Below are 20,620 nucleotides of genomic sequence, written 5' to 3'. Positions count from 1 at the left end.
TGATTGCGTCCCTATTAATAGTGGACTCTCGTTTCTTGAAGGCAGGGGTTTCTCGGTCACTATAAGGCCACTTTAGTTTGACAGAGGAGGGTCCCATGAACATCCAGCTCAGCCGCGCCCAGTTTTTGAAGGCAAGCGCAGCAACCTTGGCAGCCTGGGGCGTGGCGTCACCTTTAGCCGGTTGCAAGACCGGCAGCGGCGCTGAGGCCGTCTTGGTCTACGGCATCCAAAACCCCACCGGCATCGAGCCCTACACCCTTGAGGACGAGAACGCCATGGCCGTGTGCTACCAGCTGTTCGACCCTCTCACCCGCTACAACCCCCAAACCCAGGAGCTGGACCCTCTAGTAGCCAAAAGCTGGGAATCCAACGAGACGGCAGACGAGTGGACCTTCCATCTGCGCGACGACGTGACCTTCCACGACGGCAGCAAGGTCACCGCCGCATCCTTCATCTACGGATGGACGCGCCTGGTGAATCCAAAGTCCTACGACACCCCCTCGGCTGTGGGCTACCACCTGTCCATGGTGGACGGCTACGACCAGCTGGTGAGCGGCGAGAACGTGGAGTTCACGGGGCTTTCTGCTCCCGATGACACCACCTTAGTGGTCAAGCTCTCGGCCCCCTACGCAGACTTCCCCTACGTATGCTCCACTTGCACGCTGGCTCCCATCCCAGAAGGCATGGGCACCGGCGATAACTACCAGTCTTATGCGGCCGCCCCTGTGGGCAACGGCGCCTTCAAGATGAAAGGAGAGTTCAAAGACGGCCAATATGTTGAGCTAGAGCGCTATGAGGATTATTGGGGCGACGTTCCCAAGATCTCGGGTGTGCGTTTTACCGTGTACCGCGACGTGCTCACGTCCTATAAGGAGGTGGAGGCCGGCAGTTGCGACTGCTCCAATGTGCCCCTCAACCAGTGCATGCAGTCCAAAGAGACCTACGGCGAGGCCGAGGACGGCGGTTATGTGGCTAACCCCGGCCACCAGTACTTCTCTGGCGAGATGCTCTACACCCAATACCTGGTGTTCAACATGGGCGCTCAAGAGATCGCAGACATTCGCATTCGCCAGGCGCTCTCCCTGGCCATCAACCGCGACGCCATCTGCACCAACGTGTACCAGGGCTCTGCCGAGCCAGCCACAGACATCATTCCTCCCGCCATCGCAGGCTCCACCCCCGATACCTGGCCCGTGGAGTTCGACCGCGACCGCGCGGGCGCTCTGCTGGACGAGGCGGGCTACCCGGCAGACAGCAATGGGCGCCGCGGACTTGCCATCCAACTGATGACCAATGCGGCCAACGACAAGACCGAGTATGAGGCCATCATCTCCGACTGGGACGCCATCGGAATCGACGCCTCCATCAACCAGCTGGAATATGCCGCCATGCTGGACAACTACTACTCGGGCAACTTTGTAGTGGCAGCCCGTGGATGGTATGCAGACTACCCCATCGCCGACAACTACCTCTATCCGCTCTTCTCGGCATCCTCCAGCGACAATATGAGCCACTTCGATGACCCGGAGTTCGACCGAATGATCCTTGCAGCCCGCGCCGTGCGAGACGACCAGGAGCGCGTGGACGCCATGCACGCCTGCGACGTCTATGCTGCCGAGAAGCTCCCCATCGCCCCGCTCAACTGGCGCGGGCTTGCCAAATGTGCCACAGCGCGCTGCCATGACTTCCGCATCACTCCGCAGATCCTACCGGTAGCCGCGCAGATGACCATCGAAGGCTAGTGCGTCTCACTCACATCCCACCCCCTTTGTTCTCCTAGGCGCTCTAAGAGAACTACCAGAGAGAGCAGCTGTTCTCCTAGGCGCTCTAAGAGAACAGTCATTTGGGCTCTCCGTACTCCTAGGCAGCTAAATAGAACCCATTCTGTTCTATTTAGCTGCCTAGGATTCCATTACCGCTTGAAAAGCGTTCTATTTGGAGCCTAATAGCCATCGCCGCTTTGCAAGTTGTTCTCCTAGGTGCCCATCTAGAACATCGGGATTAACGGCCCAGATGGCCCCCACAGGAGGGATCCCAAGATTGCCCCTTCGAAACGACGATGGGCCCTGGGGTTTTGCTCCCAGGGCCCATCACATCTCGCAGCATCTTTGGCACACGAGGACGCCTTAGCGTTTTTCCTGCTCGTCGACGGTGGCGTCTTCCACGTCCACATCTACCGGGGCATCTTTGTCGTCGTGGCCCTCGCGGATGCGGGAGAGCCAGCCGCCGTCGCGCTCATGGGAGCGCTCGGAGTCCTCATCGGCTTCCTCCTGCTCGGGATCGTGAGGCACCGGTGCGATCACGCGCAAGAGGGCGATGCGATTGCCGCGCATGGACTGCACGCGAAAGCGCCAGCCCTCTACCTCGAAGACCTCACCGGGACTGGGCAGACCGTCGGCCAGATCCAGGATGAAGCCGGCGATGGTCTCGTAGGCGTCGGAGTCCTCGATGGGCCAGCCCAGCTCAGCGGCGTCATCGATAGAGAAGCGGCCGTCCACCAGCCACTCGCGGTCGGCCAGCTTGGTGAGGTACTTGTTGTCGGGGTCAAACTCATCCTCGATCTCCCCCACCACCTCTTCGACGATGTCCTCGATGGTGATGACGCCGGCAGTGCCGCCGTACTCGTCTACCACGATGACCATCTGGTCGTGGCTGGTCTGCATCTCGGAGAGCAGCGGGATGATATCCTTGGTGTCAGGCACAAAGTCCGCCTCGCGCACATAACCTGCGATGGCGTCCTGGCCCTTGCCCTCGTCGATGATGGGGGCGATAAGGTCTTTGATATGCGCGATGCCCACGATGCGGTCCACGTCCTCGTGGAAGATGGGAATGCGCGAATAGCCCGTCTGGCGCATGCAGGCCAGCACCTCGTTCAAAGTGAGGGTGTCTTCCAGCGCCGTCATGTCCACGCGAGGCACCATCACCTGGCGAGCGGCCGCGTCGCCCAGGTCAAAGATCTCGTGGATCATGCTCTTCTCTTCATCGGTGAGCTCTTCTGCATCGCTCACCATGTAGCGGATCTCTTCCTCAGAGACGTTCTGGCGCTCATCGGCGCTCTTCACACCCAGCAGGCGCGAGAGGCCGTCGGCACTCTTGGCGGTGATCCAGATGAGCGGGCGCACCGCCTTGGTGAAGCCCTTCAAAAAACCCGCCACACCCTTGGACACGCCTTCGCAGTCTGCCAGAGCGATGCGCTTGGGCACCAACTCGCCCACCACAATGGAGAAGTAGGACACGATAAGAGTAATGATCACCGGGGCCAAGCCCGAGGCCACAGAGGCTGGCAAGCCCAAAGAGATCATCCATTGGCCAAAGGGGTCGGACAGGTTGGTGGCCGCCACAGCAGAGCTAAAGAAGCCCACCAGGGTGATGGCCACCTGGATGGCTGCCAACAGGTCGCCAGAATCACCGGAGAGCTCGAAAGCGGTGGCCGCCTTCTTGTCGCCCTCCTCCATGTCGCGCTCAAGCAGCGGACGCTTGACGTTTACCAGGGCCATCTCGCTCATGGAGAAAAAGCCGTTTACCAGCGTGAGCAAAAAAGTGACGATGATACTAAGAGCTACGTCCATCTAAGTGTTCGACCTCTAACGGTTGAAGGATTGTCTAACGATACTCGAGTGTTCATATTACCTAAAGGCCCCGAGCCGCCCAAATGCACGCTGTGCGACAAGCCCTATAGACAGGCTCCGCAGAGCTCAGAGTGGCCCGGACGCCTTTCTCTTGCCGAGAAACACTTGCACCCAAGGGCAGCAAAATCCCGGCTGCAGGGCTGGTTTTAGGCCAGCTTGAAGCCTGCGGCCTCGATCGCCTCGGAGACTTGCTGGGGAGTGAGATCTCCCTCGTAGGTGACGGTGCCGGTGGAGGCGTCTGCCTTCACGTCCTTGGCGCCGCGATCCTCAAGCTCCATGGCGACCAGCATCTCGCAGTGCTTGCAATGCATGCCTTCTACCTGAATGGTATTCATGGCAAACCTCCTTAGTGCCAGTGGGGACCATGCTGTCAGGAGCCACTCCGCTAAAGGCGCCCCAAAAGATCCCCGATGTGCCAAGAGGAGGAGTCCGCCTTGCAGGACCCCTCCTCTTGGATGACGGTCTTTTAGCTTAGGCCATCGCCGTGCAGGACCTGTGGCTCGCGCCGGTGGCCAAAGCAAGGGTTACTCGGTCTCCTTGATCATGGCGCGGACCTTGGCCTGCAGATCGTCCAGATAAGCCTGGTCGGGGCGCCAGTTGAGGCTCACCGGGTCGAGCGGCAGCTGGAAGCCGGTATCTGCCAGCACTTGCTGCACCTGCTTTTGGGCCACCGGAGCCCAGCCATAGGAGCCAAAGGCCAGACCTACGCGGGTGTTGTTGCGCGGGGACAGTCCGCGGAAATAGGTGAGGAACTTGGCCACGTTGGGCAGCATCTGCATGTTGAGGGTGGAAGAGCCTACGCACACATACTTGCAGTCCATGATGTAGGACAAGATGTCGCTCTCATGGGTGTACTTGAGGTCGAAGTAGCGGCAGTCGACCTCCTCTTGGACAAAGGCTTCGCAGATGGCCTTGGCCATCTTCTCAGTGGAATCCCACATGGTGTCATAGATGACTGCGCACTTGTCCACGCGCTCGTTTTGGGTCCAGTGGCTGTAGCGTTCCAGGATGTCAGGTATATGCTCGGTCCAAATGACGCCGTGGGCCGGAGCGATCATCTCGAGGTCAAGACTCTTGACCGCCTCGAGCGCCTTGGCGGCCTGCATGCCGTAGGGCTGCACGATGTTGGCGTAGTACTTGCGGGCCTGCTTCATGACCTCGCAGTAGTCGGAGTCCACGTCGAAGCGCGTGGTGGACGCGAAGTGCTGGCCGAAGGCGTCGTTGGAGAAGAGCACCTTGTCGTACTCGTCGTAGGTGACCATGTTGTCAGGCCAGTGAACCATGGGGGTCTCGACAAAGGTGAGGGTGCGCTTGCCAATGTTCAAGGTGTCGCCGGTCTTTACGGCATTGAACTCGATGCCCGCCTCCTGGTAGTGCTTGGCAAACTCGCCCACGGCTTTGGTGGAGCAGTAGAAGGCGGCGTTGGGGCACGCTTGGGCGATCATAGGCAGGCTGCCGGAATGGTCCATCTCCACGTGGTTGGCAATGACCACGTCGATCTTGGCAGGGTCGATCACCGAGGAGATGCGCTGCAGCAGGTCCTCATGGAACTTGGCCTTCACGGTGTCGATAAGGGTGACCTTCTCATCGATGATGAGGTAGGCGTTGTAGGTGAGGCCCTTCTCGGTGGTGTAGCCGTGAAAATGGCGCTCGTTCCAATCCAGCGCGCCCACCCAATAGATGTCTGGCTTGATTTGCTGTGCGACCTGCATGAATACTCCTTTCCCCAGCAAGCGGCCGGGAAGGATCGTGAGACCGGCCCTCTACGCCGGCCTTCGAAGACAAAAATATACCGCTAAGTTATCCCCACAAACCCGTTGCCCCATCCCCTCGCTGCCGAGAAGATCGAACCCCCCTCACAAGGGCATTGCCCCTCGTAGAACAGGCTGCCCATCCAGGCAATGCTGAGGGCCGCGGACGCACCCGGAGCGCGCTTGGGGGTATCCGCTCCACCAAAAAACGACCCAGCTTCCCTAGAAGGGAGGCTGGGTCGCCTGCTAAAGGGTGGGCGAGGCTAAGAAACGGGCGTCAACCTGAGGCGACGGGGGTTTCTCGGCAGGGAAAAGGGCGCGGGGCGGCCTAACGGCCCTGGGAACGGCGCTCGCGATACTCGGCGGCCAGACGCTCCTGGACGTCGTGGGGCACCTGCTCGTAGCCCTCCACCTCGATGGAGTACTCGCCGGTGCCGCGCGACAGGGAGCGCAGGCGGGTGGCGTAGTCCACTACCTCGGCGTAGGGAGCGGTGGCTTGGATGCGCACGTCGCCCTTGTCGGTGGTGTCCATGCCCTCCACGCGGCCGCGGCACGCAGAGATGTCGCCCATGACGGAGCCGGCGTAGCTCTCGGGCACCGTGACCTCCATGTGGGCCATGGGCTCGAGGAGCACGGGCTCGGCCTGCTCGACGGCGTCCTGGAAGCCCAGGCGCGCGGCGGTGCGGAAGGCCATCTCGTTGGAGTCTACAGGGTGGAACTGGCCGTCGTAGAGGGCCACCTTGACGTCGATCATGGGATAGCCCGCCAGCACGCCCTCGCGCATGGTCTCCTGGGCGCCCTTGTCCACCGCGGGTATGAAGCCGCGGGGCACCGCGCCGCCTACGACCTCGTCCAAAAACTCGTAGCCGCCGTCGGGGTTGGGCTCGATGCGCATGCGCACGTCGGCGAACTGGCCGGCGCCGCCAGTCTGCTTCTTGTGGCGGCCATGGCCCGTGGCGGTGCGGCGGATGGTCTCGCGATAAGGAATACGCAGGGGCACCGTGTGGGCCTGCACGTTGGCGCGGCTCTCCAGGCGGTCCAGCAGCACCGACACCTGGGCCTCGCCAATGGCAGAGATGACGGTCTGGCCGGTGTCCTCATCGCGATCCACCTTGAGGGTGGGGTCGGCGTCGGCCATCTTCTCCAGGAAGGTGTAGAGCTTGTCCTCGCTGCCGCGCTGGTCGGCCTCGATGGCGATGCGGTAGAGGGAGTTGGGGAAGCGGAAGGCTGCGGCCTCCACCTTGCCGGTGGCCGAGAGGGTGTCGCCGGTCTGGGCCTCCAGCTTGGGAACCACCACGATGTCGCCAGCCTCGGCGCTCTTTATCTCTGTCATCTCGCGGCCCATCATGCGGTAGATGTGAGCCAGGCGCTCGGACTTGCGGGTGCGTGCATTGGTGAGCTCGACGCCCGTGGCGATGGTGCCCGTAAGGACCTTGATGAACGCCAGGCGCCCCTGCTGCTGGTCGTTCATGATCTTGAAGACGAAGACCACCGGGCGGTTGTCGTCCGGGTCCACATCCAGCAGCTCGCCGTTGACCAGCGGCACCTTGCCGTAGGTGGCGGGGCTGGGGAAGTAGGCCACGATGTCGTCCAGAAGCGACACCACGCCCTCCTCCTTCACGCAGACGCCGGCGAAGACGGGCACAAAGAGGCGCTCGGCGATGGCGGTGGAAAGCAGCCCCTCGATCTCCTGGTTGGTGAGGGTCTCTCCCTCGATGTATTTCATCATGAGCTCGTCGTCTGCCTCGACCACCAGGTCGCAGATGGCGTCGCGGGCAGCCTCTGCGGCGGCCACGTACTGCTCGGGGATATCGAAGACCTCCACCTTGCCGTTGGCGTCCAAGCGCCTGGACTGCATGCGTATGACGTCGATGATGCCCTCGAACTCATCCCCCACTCCCATGGGCAGCGTCACGGGAGCCAGGCGATTGCCAAACCTGTCGGTAAGCATGGCCAGGGTATCGTCGTAGTTGGTTTCAGAGCGGTCGATGCGGTTCACAAAGACGGCGCGGGCCAGCGAGAGGTCCTCGGCGGCATACCACAGGCGAGTGGTGGTGGATTGAGGGCCCGAAGCCGCATCTACCACAAACACTGCGGTCTCGCAGGCGGCCATAGCGCAATAGGCGTCGCCGATAAAATCTGGATAGCAAGGCGCATCGATCACGTTAAGACGGCAGTTCTGCCACTGGATGGGGGCTACCGAGAGCTTGATGGAGAACGAGCGCTTCTCTTCTTCTGGATCGTAGTCGAGAGTGGGCTTGGTGCCGGAGTGACCGCCCAGGCGAGTGGTGGCGCCGCTCAGATGCAGCATCGCCTCGGCCAGCATGGTCTTTCCCACACCGCCCTGACCTACAAGTACGACATTTTTCACGCTTTCAGCCATAGCTGCCTCCTTGCAGACGGTGCGTTAGGTGCGACTAGCATACCAGTGCATCGACGGTGAGGCACCCTGGATGCCCATGGCTTGGGTGAGCGGAAGGTACCTGAAACTGCAAGACGCCCGCAATGCGCCTTGCCGCAACCCCGCCGCGACGGAGCGTCCTTAAAAGGCTTAAACTCATACCACAAAAGCGCACAGGTCAACAGAACCGGAGCCGCGCCTAAAGCCCAAGGTCCAAGGAGAGGAAACCCTATGCTCAGAGTTGGAATGCTTACCAGCGGCGGCGATTGCCAGGCACTCAACGCCACCATGCGCGCCATTGTGAAGACGCTCTGCCACAACACCGAGGGCAAGGTGGAAGTCTACGGGTTCCTCGACGGCTATCAGGGACTTATCTACAATCGCTACACGCGACTCTCCCCCGAGGATTTCGCCGGCTCCCTCACCCACGGCGGCACCATCCTGGGCACCAGCCGCACCCCCTTCAAGGAGCTGGACAGACCCACCGCAGACGGCATCCAAAAAGTCCCTGCCATGATCTCCAACTACCGCAAGCTGGGCCTGGAGTGCCTCTTCATGCTTGGCGGCAACGGCTCGACCAAGACCGCCAACCGCCTCTCCGAGGAGGGCCTCAACGTCATCGCACTGCCCAAGACCATCGACAACGACACCTGGGGCACCGACATGACCTTTGGCTTCACCTCGGCCGTCGAGGTGGCCACCCGCTGCATCGACGACATCCGCACCACGGCCACCAGCCACGGCCGCGTCTTTGTCATCGAGATCATGGGCCACAAGGTGGGATGGATCCCCCTCTACGCCGGCGTCGCCGGCGGCGCCGACGTCATCCTGCTTCCCGAGATCCCCTATGACATCGACAAGGTCATCGAGGCCATCGACACCGACCGCCGCGACGGCGAGCGCTACGCCATCGTGGTCGCGGCCGAGGGCGCCATCTCCAAGGAGGACGCCGCCCTTTCCAAGAAGGAATACAAGGCCAAGCTGGCCAAACGCGTGATGCCCTCTGTGGCCTATGAGATCGCCGAGCAAATCTCTGCCCGCACCGACCGAGAAGTGCGCGTCGCCGTCCCCGGCCACACCCAGCGCGGCGGCCAACCCGACGCCCAGGACCGCATCTTTGCCATGCAGTGCGGCGTCGAGGCGGCCATGGGATGCCTGGAGGGCCGCTTCGGCTTCATGGTGAGCCAAAAGAAGGGCAAGATGTGTCGCGTCCCCCTCAAAGACGTGGCAGGAAAGCTTAAATACATCGACCCCAACGGCGAGATGGTGCGCGAGGCCCGCGACCTGGGCATCTCCTTTGGCGACTAACCGCTGCTCGTCTGCTGCGTGCCGCGTGGCCCCTGGGAGGGGGCTAGTTGGATGCCGCTTGGCCTTCGCGAGGGATCGACCTATCACATGATCTCGTAGAGGGCTTGCCCTATCACATGGTCCCAAAGAGGATTTTGTGCCCCTCAGAAAATATGCTTCATTGGCTACACCAAGTTGTAACCAATGAAGCATATTTATTACTACTATAACTGTATAGTAGTAATAATGTGTAGCTAATGTAGTATTTTTTTACAGAGGGCCCTACACCCTTTTAGGGCCCTCGCCCCTTTCAAAGTGGCTCTGGCTCTTATTCCTAGGAACCTCATTCACCTCTTCAGAACCTTTTCATTGCGAACCACTCCATAGCTTTGAAGAACCCGGTTCAATGGGCAATTTGCAGTCCATCCTCACCACAAATCTTGCAGTTTCACCGCCATCGCTATTGCCCAAGATGGCTCCTTTCTTGCGCCAAAACACAAGATGTAAGACCTATTCCAGCAATGTCATAAACCCGTGAATATTTACACCGTAAATCATTCTTAAAATTTACATACACCTATCACATGTACATGTGTCTATGTTTATGCACCTGCATATGTGAGAGGAATTGCCTCCATGGGACTACTCAACCATTGCGATCACCGCACTGTCGCCGACCTTGCTTCCAACAAAAAGGTAACCGCAGGATTTCTTGGTGCCACACTGGGAGTCTCCGTTGTACTTCTTGGTGCCACACCTGCGCTCGCCGTTGACAGCGCCTTTACATCCACCACACCATCTGTTTCTGCATCTCCCGTCTTGGAGCACTCTGAATCTGCATTTTTGGCGGTGTCTCAAGGCACCGAGACAAGTCAGCCCGGGCAAGCCTCGCAAGAGGCGAGCGCCCCACAATCTGAGCCTACCGCGCAGCAAAAGCCGCAAAGCACAGCCTCCGCACAGGCTGCCGCCCCCACCCAAGCTGCGGTCTCTGCAGATGCCGCAGCTCAGGAGATAGGCTCTGTCGTCTACAACGCCTGTGAAGGTTCCCTCGCAGGCGACGGCGCCCTCGCCCATGGCACCGAGATCTCGGCCACCGATACCGCAACGGGTGCCTCCATGGACAGCGGCTGGAACAACAACACCGCCATTCTGGACCTCACCAAGTCTGGTCCAGCCATTGACGGCCATGTCAAGATCGCCAACGACTCCAACGAGCGCCTTAAGGTGGAGGAGATCGTCCTTCTCCATAGGTTTGGGAAGACCGATGAGCAGCTTGCAGACCAGTGCCGTCCGGACGTAGTGGTGGATGAAGGCCGCGTCCAAAACGACAGCCTGTCCCTGGGGCTGGACAACGAGGAGATCAGGTACAGCGTCAAGGCTGGCGAATACAAGACGCTGGCCGAGCTGCGAGCTGCCCATCCTGACTTCTCCTGGAGCCAGGTCATCGCCATCATGTCTGTTGGCTATTTGAATCCCGGCAGCTCGGTAGATGCCATGATCCCCTTGACCATTGCCAACTACGATTCCATAAAATCGCAAGTGGAGTCCCTTGCACAGGGGAACGGCTCCGACGAGCTGGCCTCCTCTGGGTCCCGCTTCTTCGACCTGGGCGCCTATGCCTATTATTGGAGAGGCGCAGACTTTCGCACCATCCCGGCGGCCGGCTCCTCTGTCGCCGTAGGCGCCCCCTACACAAGCCTCATGGACTCTATCCGACAGATGACCCGCGGCGAAGCGCATTGGGATGCCACCGTCATGACCGTCGACAAGAACGGCACGCGCGTCTACGACCCCGCCCCCAAAGAGGTCCAGGATGCCCTAAAGCCTCTCGCCTACTCGGATTTCGAGTTCACCAACCGCGGGGTTGTGAGCGACGTGCTCTATACCGACGGCCAGTTCGACATCAAGCTTGAAAATGCTTTCAATTCCATCAAGGACCTTGGCTATACCGTCAACGTCCTTCCTGACGGCAGCGACATCTGGCCCTATTACTCCTACACCACCCGAGGGAACGACGGCTCTGTCATACACTCCAACGGGGTGATCTATCTCCAAGTGAGCCAGGTCTTCGATACCAAGGACCTGACCCTCGACCAGCCAGGACCCTGGCGCCCTACAGACAACCTCGTCTCCGCCCAAATCGAGCGCTACCACCAAGGCTCCATGCGCCTCACGGGCACCAGCAACCTCAAAGACTCCGGCGACTACGACTTCGAGCTCTTCGACGCTCACCATCAGCTCGTGGCCTCCGGCCATGGCGACCAGCCTGTGGAGCGCCTTGCCCCCGGCGAGTACCAGGTGTGCTATTCCTATGCCATCAACCCTACCCATAAGGTCACCAAGACCGCCAGCATCACGGTTGCAGACCCCAGCGCGACAGACCCCAGCACCCGCCCCGAGGACCCTCACGACAATCCTCGTGAGCCCGACTCGCCTGCCAGCCCTGCCGATCCCATGGCCCCCAAGACTCCCTCCGCAGACCCCGCTGCCGAGAAACCCCTGCAACCTCAGGCCGGACAGACATCGGAGGCCTCTGCCAAATCCAAGGTCGACGCGGGTGATGTTGTGCAGGTTGGCGCCGTCGCATCGGCTTCTCGCGCCCAAAGCCATGCCATCCCGCGGCTGGGCGACCAGGGCAGCGATGCCGCCAACGCCGCTTCTGTCCAAGGGACTGGCGTAGCTGCTCTTTTGGGCATCGCGATTGCCGCAGCCTCAGCCGCCCGAGCTCACCTGCGCCGCCGCGACTAAGCGCACCGGGGCAGGAACGGGCCCTTAGGCGCCTTGCCAACCCACAACAAAGCACCAGCTGGCTCCTGCCAGCTGGTGCTTTTTCTCTGATGCTCTTCCTCAAGGCGCCACAGTTTCTCCGAGGACATCCTTAGGGGTGCGCTACGCCTGGCTATCCGCGCCTTTTGCGCGACGACAGGATTGCGCCTAGGCTCAATGCAGCACCAAGACCGGCTCCAACGCCACCCAAAAGACCTGCAGCAGAGGCCACGTCACCGGTAGCCGGTATCACCTTAGAACCTGCCAGCGGCAGCGAGAAGTCATAGTAGGTCTCGGCGAGCAGGTTGTTGTCGCGATCAAAAAGGCGCACAACCACGCGATAGTTGCCCGGGGTTGTAGGAGCTGCATCCAGGTGCGTGAGGGTGCCATCTTTGTTGCGCCTGTAGTAGGAAACCTCCAAGTGCCGACCTTCAGGATCGCTCGCTTCATTGAAAGGCTCACCGTCCACCTCGACACGAGGTCTGGGCACACCGTCAACCACCTCGATATCGGTTATCTGGAGGTGAGGGGTGTTCTTCTCGGCAGGGGGAGCTGGCGCAGGACTCACCACAAATACCGAGCTGCCAGGGCCATAAGGGCCGCTGGGATCGGCAGGAGTGGAGACCACCAGATAGGTCCCCGGCTCACCGGGCTTGTCAACCGGAATCCAGTGGGTGGGATCCAACGGATCCTGCATGAGAAACGCGTGAGTGACCTCCACAGGCTCGTCTTGGGCGCCCAGATCGGTGATGCGCGGATCGCCGCCCTCCAGGATATCCTCTGCGCCCACCAGCACCGGCTGCTTGGATGCGCCCGGAGATGGCGCAGGGGAGTCGGCGGTGCCGTCATCGGCGCTATTGGGATCCACCACGTTGAATATATCGTTCCCTGGAAGCGCCGGCGTGCCGTCAGGCAAAGCGCCGGTGGAGATCACCAGGTAGGTGCCCGGCTCATTGGGTTCGCCAGCCACAAGCTCCCAGCGGCCATCCACTCGCTTGAAGTAAGTGCGCGTGGTCTCCACGGGGTTTGCGTCCAGCGTCTCTGTAACATCCATAGGATCGCCAGCCACCACGTCTTGGGCGCAGGTGGAGATCTGACCCGCGCGCACCGGCACAGGAGACTTTTGTACCGTCACAAAGGCAGGCTCGAACGTGTACCGATAATTGCCCAGCGTGTAGGTGCCGTCCTCATTGGCTTCGACATCAGCCAACGTCGCAGGCTTTGGCGTCACCTTGTAGACGCCAGGGGCGGGATTGGCGCTATCCAGCGCTCCAAGATCCCAGGCAACCTCACCCAGCACCTTTTCAGGGGTCTCGTCGCCCACCAGCTCCCCTGCTGCCGAGAAAGACCCCTCATAGGGTTTGTATGCCGGAGCTTTCGGCACAGAGGGAACGGCCGTGATCGTGACGTCTTTAGGCGTCACTGTGCCCTGAAGCACCAGGTCTTGGCCGCGGGTGTAACCCAAGAGGATGACTTTATCGGCATCCGCACCTTTGAGCTCGGTGTTCTTGAGGGTGATGGGGTGAGTGCCCGCGTTGGCGCCCTGAGGATGGTAGGTCACCTGGGCAGGATCGTAAGCCAAGGAGACGTCAAAGCCCGCAGGCACAAATCCCAGGATGTGTGAGCCATTGAGCTGGGGGAAGGCAGGACTGCCGTCATAGACCTTCTCGTAGTCCCACCACTCGGGGTCAACCGCTACAAAGAAGTCCTCGTTTGAAGCGGTGTTTGAGTCGGTGTAGTTGCCCTTTTCTGCCGGAATGAACTGGGCCGTGACCCGCTGGCGGCCAAAGGGGACAGAGGAGTCGAGGTCGGCGACGCCCAGCGTGGCGCGGCGCAATGCAGTGCGACCTTGGGCGTCTTCACCAGCGAGGGTGTCTTGAGGATTGATAAGCAGGGGCCGATAGGTTTCGGGAGCCACCTCGAGCGTCGCAATGGACTGCTGGTAGCCGTCGCGCAACTTGTCGGGATCTTCGCCCTGATCTATCACGGGTACGGGAGTGCCCACCGGTGTGCCATTGATGGCGAACTGCACGGCGCCTGCCGGAGCCTCGCAGGTGGTCGCCTCTTTTACCTGGGCGTCATGGCGCGGGGTCACCGCAGCGGTCAGGCGCACAGTGGCGGTATCGCCCACACGCTCTACCTGGAGGTTTGTCTGGGTGTCGGCGGGAGTGATCTCTGCATAGTCGTAGTAGCAGCGATGGCCGTAGAAGCTCTCGGTAAAGCCGGCTTCCTGGGCGTACTGGTTGGAACTGATGGTGAGCTTGTACTTGCCTACGTTGGCGTTAAAGCCCTGGGTGATGCCGGAGTCAGTGTCCACCTCATAGATGTTGGACGGGTCAGTGGTGTCGGCGCGCTGGATGAGGTTGCCGTCCTTATCGGTAGCCAAACGCTGGGACTCCATGGTCATGGAGTCTGCCTTGTCTAGCTTGTTCTTATCCAGGCCGGCGGGCACGGGCGGGTTGTCCACCTCCACGGCCTGCTGAGCCACCTCGGAGAGGAGCTTGCCAGAGACGTCCTTGCCCCAAGGCAGGCCGTCGTAGCGCTTGGTGAGGTTCTTGAGAGTGGGAACCTTCTGGGGGTCGATGGAGAAGATCACGAACTGCTTGAGGTGATCGCCGCCGTGCTGCACGTCGTCCATGTAGTAAGGCTCGGTCTTCACCACGTTGCCGTCACGGTCGACAGCAGTGAGGTTCACGCGGACCTCGCCCTCGGTAGTAGTGGGCAGCCACAGGTAGAGATTGCCGCTCTCGTCGGTGGAACGGGGCGCGCCGTAGGGGTAGGCCACACCGTTGACCGTCATGTCGAAAGCCGTGATGTTGGCATTGGCCCCCAGGGTGCCCGGCACCTTGATGGTGCGCATCATCACCTGGGTTGACTTATCCAGCGAGCCGTAGGCGGTCTTCTGGGAGTAGTTGGTGTAAAAGTCTGAGGGCAGATGGTCTGGATCGATGGGGTCGCCGATGTAGGCCTGGTACTTCTCTTCGGTAGTGCGACCATTGTCGTGCTTCACCGTGCCGATACGAACGGACCCTCCCGTCACGTAAACTTCTCCGCCCAAGGCGCCGATAGCGTGAGCATAGCCGTAGCCGGAGTCCTGACGAGAGGTGTCGGGCAGGAGGGTGCCGCCGGTGATGACGATCTTGCGGCCGATGTTCCAGCAGAAGCATCCTTGGCCAATGGCATTGCCATGGTCGGCTGAGATGGGTGTAATGATGCCGCCATTGAACTGCAGGTTTCCAGCGCACACCTTGGAGTGCACCGGCGTGCCGGCGTTAGCGCCAAAGCCGGAGCCTGGCTGGCGGTCGCTAAGCTTGGCATCGGGGAAACGATAGTTGTTCTCACGCGTGGTAGACCCTGCGGTTTGATAACTGGGGCCACCTCCGCCGATGGCTGCGCCATGATAGGAGGCATAGGCTGTGACAGTGCCTCCGTTGAAGGTGATCCAGGTGTCGGGCGTGGTGCCGTGGCCACCGTGAGAGCCGCCGATGCCAGCGCCAAAACCGTAGGTGCTATCTCCTGTAGCCCTGGCTTTGATGGTGCCACCGTTGAACGTCATCTCCCCAGTAGTCTCCCAGTCGCTGCCGCCAATAGCGGCGCACAGGTAGCCTCCGGTGACATTGAGTGCGCCAGGATTGTCGCTCTCAAGATTGGAAATGTTGGCATCGGGGCCGTTGGCAGTGGCGGTGCGGGTTGTGCCGTCCTTGTCCACATAGACGGTGCCCGCCTTGATGCGGCCTCCGGCAACGTCGATAGGAGCGCCGTTCACGTCCACGTTAGGCACGTCGTCATCGATGGTGAGTGAAGTGTCCTCGCCGCAACGCATGCCAGGGGCATAGGAGCCTGCAGGTGACACCAACGTGTTGGTTGACCCTGCCGCCAAAGCGATGTGAGCGCTGGTCTTGGGCTCGATGGAGTTGCCCGCCTCGTCGCGGTTGCGCTCCAGCGTGAAAGGCACATGGGAGCTGATGTTCACCCCATCGAAGGTGAGGTTGGCCTGAGTGCCCGCCTCCACGAAGATAGTGGCATCTACCGCCATGGCAGGATCACCTGTGTTGGAAATCGTCATGGGCGCGCTCGAACAGATAACCAACTTGTTGAGGGTGCTCGTGACGGCGTTGCCCGGGTTTCGCGTCCAGGTGTCGGTGGCATAGTAGTAATCGCGTCCTTCGACGCCGCCGATCACAGTGAGTTGGCAGGCATTGGCCGGATGCGTGTAACCCGCAGGCGGTGCGGCAAGCGCAGGCGTACTTGCAGGAGGAGCGACCGCCAACGTGGTGCAGGCGAGGGCGACAGCGGCCATCGTGGCCAGGGTACGAGTCATGGAGTTCATTGACACCGCCTAATGAATGCAGCGGACGTCTCACGGCTCACTTTGGCTGCAACCGCACCTTGCGAACCGCGGTTAAGGAAGGGTAGGCCAGCGAGAGATGTCCGCTATTTTGCAGTTTAATTTAAGTTAGGACGGGTATCGAATACTGTCAATATAATATGCGACGATTTGCCCATATTTACCTGCGATTATATATGGCCATATTAAGCTAATGGTTGCCTAATAATACAGGCGGATTTACCCTTGCACAGTCTGGACGCAACCAAGGCCAATTGTGCCTGCGGCTAGGCTTACACTCTTCGCTGAAGTTCTCCCATGGCTATACCCGAGAGCCACTGAGAGTCGCGTTTGTCTATGAGCTGGACGATCTGCACCGATGCTTATCTGGGGCCTGATCTGAGGCGTAGGCTATCCCGAAGCGTAGGCTATCTATGGCACCCTCACTTTTTATACTTCAATTGCTACAATAATTTGTAGCTACTGGAGCACTTTAATTCACATGTCACAAATTAATGAAGCTAACGTAGTATGTTTTTAGAGGGCCATCTACCATTAATCTCCCAGACGCCCTAACCCGCATGCCCCAGCAACATCCTGCCACTCACCCAAGCCGCGGCCACCCATCAGGACTCCTATGCGCCCGCACAAAAGCCCGCTATTCCTCGAAAAGCCCCCTAGATCTCCTCGCAAAAGCTCACGAATCTAAGGCGCTGGATGGCGTCGATGAACACTTGCTTGCGATCCATGGTGGGCAGCGTGATGGTGAGAGTGGCAGCCACAAACGAGCTCCCGCTTTCTCCGCCGGTAAGCAAGAAGTTGTCGTAGCTGCAGTCCCAGCTATGAAGCTGCTTTAAAAACTCCTTCACCGCCAGCCGGTTCTCAAACTCCACGTAGAGATCGAACTTCTTGGTATGGCGGTGCACCATCACGTCGAACCACGAAAGCACCGTGAAGGTGAAGATGACAAAGAGCAGCGCGATGATGGTGGCGTCCACCTCGCCTATGCCTGCGGCCAGGCCAATGCAGGCGCATACCCACAGTCCGGCGGCCGTGGTGAGGCCGCGCACCTCGTTCTTGCCTGTGACGATGATGGTGCCCACGCCAATGAAGCCCACGCCGGAGATAACCGCGGCGCCATTGCGCACCATATCGAGCTGGGCGCCCGGCAGCTCTTCAAGAATGTATTGGCTCACGATCATCGACATCGCCGCGCCCAAGCACACCAGCACGTGAGTCTTGACGCCCGCGCCTTTGTTCTTGAACTCGCGCGTCATGCCGATGACGGTACCCACGAGCATGGCAAGGAGCAGCCGCAAGAACACTGCCTCCGTGCTCCAGCCAGCTGCTACCTCACTGAGATGTACAAAGTACCTACCAAGCATCCTGCCGCCGTTCCAGCCACTAACGCAACCCGTTTCCCAAGCCTATACCTCTCGCGCTTCCAAAGGCGCCCAGATATAGGGAGTATCCCCCCATAAAGCCCAAAGCATAGCGTCGGCGCAACAAAAGATTGCCCCTGGGCGACCGCGGTCTTTCCCAAGGGCAATCTCTTACAGATTCCTAGGGGCTGCCGATAAGAACCCCCCTCGTCCTAGGTCTTCCGGGAAAACCCCAAGACCCATGAGCTACAGGTTCTCCTTCTTGCGAGCGCCATAGGCCACACGCACGATGAGTGCGCCAAGGATCCCTGCAGCGGCCAATGCGGCTGCGAGGGCGCCCTGAGACGACTCTGTGTCGCCCGTGGCGGGCACGGCACCGTTGGAAGCGGCGGGCTTGACGACCTTGGAACCGACTGCAGGCTGCCCCGCCTCGGTCTTTTCTGCCACAGGCCCTGTCGAGCCTCCCCCGTTATCTGCGGCAGGCTTCTCGTCGTCGGGAACGGGGCCTTCTTCGGCCACTGGCTCGAGCACTACCTCGATGGTGTGGTTGGAAGCCACGTCCTCGAAGGTGTAGGAGGCAGCCTCTGCCAGCTCAGGATGCTCCTTGCCGTCGATGAGCACCTTGGCCACCCGGTAGCGCACGCCGTCGCGCTCTCCGGCTGCCCAGGTCACAGTATGGCTCGCGCCCTCCATGACATCGGTGGTGGCAGTGACGGTGCCGGGACCTCCGGAAATGCTCGAAGCAACCTCATAGAAGGTCGTGTCGGCCAAAGACTCGCGCTGCTTCGGCGCCACGTCGTCGCCTTCGCTCTCCTTCTGCACCTTGAGCTTGACCACGTACTCGCCGTCGCTCTCGAGGATGCTGGAGGGGATGTCCACGGCGGTTTGGCCAGGCGCCACAGGAACAACCACAGGATCGCCCGAGCCGCCCTTGGGATAGATCTCTACCTCGACGGGAGTGTAGCCCTCGGGCACCTCCCACTGGATCTTGGGCGGGTTGTCGGGATCGACGTCGTCGGGATCAAAGATGCCTCCGCCAGTGATCTCGCCGGGGCCGCCATCCACCTGAGTCTCGATGTCCACGGTGGATCCCAGCGTCTCGGGAGTCACAGCCGGCTCGCCGTCCTTGGCGAAGTAGACCTTGATTTGATGGTCCTTGTCGATGTCGCGGATGCCCATGTCCATGCGGGTTGTGCCTGTGAGCAGCGGCTCGATGATCTCCTCGGGGTTGAACACCGCTGCAGGAATCTCTGCGGCGTAGGCCTTGGTCATCGTTGCCGAGAAGAGCTCCTCCAGCAGGGTGGTCTCCTCCTCGGGTTCGTCAGTCTGAGAGGCAGTGTTGCTGGCAGGCGCTTCTTGCTCGAGCTTGTTGGTCTGAGCCGCCTCGATCTGAGCAGCCTCTTCGCCCGCGTTATCCTCTTCGCTGGCAGGCTGATCTTGAGGAATGGCCAGCTTTTGGAGTTCAGGGGCTTCGGAGCTGGCGTCTTCGCCTCTAAGGGCGGCGGCTGCCGCAGCTGACAGCGCTTGAGGGGACTGGGCGTCCTTCTCGGCAGCGGTCGAAGGATCCTCTGGAGCCGTCTTGGGGACCGCATCGAGCTCTTGGCGCAAAGACGGGCTCTTCTTGATGCCTTCGCGGTAGACCTCTTTGCCGTCGATCTCCAGATAGGTGATGCGGGAGCCCGCATTGGCCTGAGCGCTGATGTCTACGTAATGATTGCCCTTGTACACGGTCTTGGAGGGCTTGGCGGTGCCGTCGCCGTACTTGAGGATGGCCACATTGAAGGTCACCGGGCGCAGCTTTACCACCACCTCTTGGTTCTCCTTGATGTTGGTGAGGCTCACATCGCTGGCATCGCCATCCACCGCGGCGCCGTTCACAGAGACGCTTTCGACCTCGTACACCGCGTAGGCGGGATCGTCGCGGTCGGCGGTGGTTTGGATCACGGGATTCCAGGCCACAGTGTAGCTCTCGCCTTTGGCCACAGTGGAGCCGCCGGTAATGGTGCCAGGGCCGCCTTCGATCTTGGTGGAGACCACCACGTTGTCGGGAGCGAGGCCGGTAGTGCCGTCCTGGGCTTCGACCACGATATCCACCACATGGTTGGCGGCAATGGCGGAGAAGTTGCAAGAGCCGGCGGCCACTTGATCCAGGCTCAGCCTGGCTCCGTCCACCGAGACGCTCTTGATGACATGGCCTTCCTTGACAGACCATGTCACCGCCTCAGAGGAGCCGGCGGCCACCGCCATGGAGTCGGAGGCCTCCACGCCTTTGGAAACGCCATAGGTGTTCACAGTGATGGTGTAGTAGCCCTTGGTGGTGTGGGCGGGGATGAGAGGGATCTCTGCCAGGGTGACCACCACAGAATGGTCTCCAGAAAGGTGCGAGAACTCATAGCGGCCGCCCTTGGCATCCACGCGGCGGCCGTCCACCTCGACGCGGGAGACGTAAGTATTCTCGCCAGGAGCCCACACCACGGCGGCAGAGGCGCCCTTCACCACATTGGCGCTCGGGCTGATGGAGGCGCCAGTGGTAATGCCGCGCAGCTGCGTGGTGATGGTGTAGGTAATCACCGGCTCGTCCACCACGTTGGTGTCGGGGATGCCGTCATCGTCTGTGTCGATGTTTATCTGCGGTTTTGGCGGGTTGGCAGGATCGATCTTAGTGGGATCCACAGGCTTGGGCTTGCCATCCCGCCGCATAGCCGGAGCCCAGGTTGGCGCCCGGGAAGTTGATCCACTCGCCGAAGACCTCTTTGAGGTCGATGTAGGTGTCAGCGGCGTAGGCATTGATTGGCGCAGCAAGCGCAGCTGCCGCCGACAGAGCAACGGCAAGCAGCATGCTTGCGATGATCTGCCGAGGTTTCTTTCCCATGACAACCCCGTTCGCGTGGTAAACATCGCGTCCAACGAGGCTTCAAATTGACGGACCTTGTTCCCCATCAGATGCATCTAGTGAGAAGCTCCCACATATAGATACTTATAAATTGAATACCAGGCAAAGATTTTCTGCCAATATTCTGAAAGTTTAGAGGCTCCCATAATATATTGATTATGCAGCTAGATGCCTATATCCTTAT

Annotated in this window: 11 protein-coding genes; 3 read left to right on the top strand and 8 right to left on the bottom strand. The window is 60.4% G+C overall.

Features of this window, described 5'->3' with window-relative positions:
• Positions 1–95: 95 nt before the first annotated feature.
• Positions 96–1,742: a peptide ABC transporter substrate-binding protein gene (locus E5334_RS01550; protein ID WP_136011841.1), complete on the top strand. Its 1,647-nt coding sequence runs from the start codon at positions 96–98 to the stop codon at positions 1,740–1,742.
• A 384-nt stretch (positions 1,743–2,126) separates the two neighbouring features.
• Here the strand turns inward: E5334_RS01550 and E5334_RS01545 are convergent, their stop codons facing one another.
• From E5334_RS01545 to fusA, 4 genes are all read right to left on the bottom strand, one after another.
• On the bottom strand, positions 2,127–3,569 hold the full coding sequence (locus tag E5334_RS01545) for a hemolysin family protein (protein ID WP_136011840.1): 1,443 nt from the start codon (positions 3,567–3,569) through the stop codon (positions 2,127–2,129).
• Positions 3,570–3,775: 206 nt separating this feature from the next.
• Entirely contained in the window at positions 3,776–3,964 is a 189-nt protein-coding gene (locus E5334_RS01540) for a heavy-metal-associated domain-containing protein (RefSeq protein ID WP_136011839.1), read from the bottom strand.
• 189 nt (positions 3,965–4,153) lie between these two features.
• Positions 4,154–5,341, bottom strand: coding sequence for an FprA family A-type flavoprotein (locus tag E5334_RS01535; protein ID WP_136011838.1), 1,188 nt, complete (start codon positions 5,339–5,341; stop codon positions 4,154–4,156).
• A gap of 367 nt (positions 5,342–5,708) precedes the next feature.
• Complete coding sequence (gene fusA, locus E5334_RS01530; protein ID WP_136011837.1) at positions 5,709–7,763, bottom strand: elongation factor G; 2,055 nt, start codon at positions 7,761–7,763, stop codon at positions 5,709–5,711.
• A gap of 249 nt (positions 7,764–8,012) precedes the next feature.
• On the opposite strand from fusA, the gene E5334_RS01525 reads away from it, so the two are divergent.
• On the top strand, positions 8,013–9,089 hold the full coding sequence (locus E5334_RS01525) for a 6-phosphofructokinase (protein WP_136011836.1): 1,077 nt from the start codon (positions 8,013–8,015) through the stop codon (positions 9,087–9,089).
• A 615-nt stretch (positions 9,090–9,704) separates the two neighbouring features.
• Positions 9,705–11,816 carry a hypothetical protein gene (locus E5334_RS01520; protein ID WP_136011835.1) on the top strand — a complete coding sequence of 704 codons (2,112 nt, stop codon included), beginning with the start codon at positions 9,705–9,707 and terminating at the stop codon, positions 11,814–11,816.
• A 151-nt stretch (positions 11,817–11,967) separates the two neighbouring features.
• Here E5334_RS01520 and E5334_RS01515 read toward each other — a convergent pair whose 3' ends face one another.
• From E5334_RS01515 to E5334_RS01500, 4 genes are all read right to left on the bottom strand, one after another.
• On the bottom strand, positions 11,968–16,164 hold the full coding sequence (locus tag E5334_RS01515; RefSeq protein ID WP_136011834.1) for a hypothetical protein: 4,197 nt from the start codon (positions 16,162–16,164) through the stop codon (positions 11,968–11,970).
• Positions 16,165–16,838: 674 nt separating this feature from the next.
• Positions 16,839–17,486 carry an MgtC/SapB family protein gene (locus E5334_RS01510; protein WP_265592397.1) on the bottom strand — a complete coding sequence of 216 codons (648 nt, stop codon included), beginning with the start codon at positions 17,484–17,486 and terminating at the stop codon, positions 16,839–16,841.
• Positions 17,487–17,789: 303 nt separating this feature from the next.
• Positions 17,790–20,243 (bottom strand): hypothetical protein, encoded by a 2,454-nt coding sequence (locus E5334_RS01505; protein WP_136011832.1) that lies wholly within the window; start codon positions 20,241–20,243, stop codon positions 17,790–17,792.
• Positions 20,203–20,415 carry a hypothetical protein gene (locus E5334_RS01500; RefSeq protein ID WP_136011831.1) on the bottom strand — a complete coding sequence of 71 codons (213 nt, stop codon included), beginning with the start codon at positions 20,413–20,415 and terminating at the stop codon, positions 20,203–20,205. Before E5334_RS01500 ends, E5334_RS01505 begins: the two co-directional genes overlap by 41 nt.
• Positions 20,416–20,620: the final 205 nt, after the last annotated feature.

The sequence above is a fragment of the Muricaecibacterium torontonense genome (assembly GCF_004793925.1).
Lineage (GTDB): Bacteria > Actinomycetota > Coriobacteriia > Coriobacteriales > Atopobiaceae > Leptogranulimonas > Leptogranulimonas caecicola.
The sequence above is the reverse complement of the archived record's forward strand: the minus strand, read 5'-3'. Positions and strand labels throughout refer to the sequence as shown.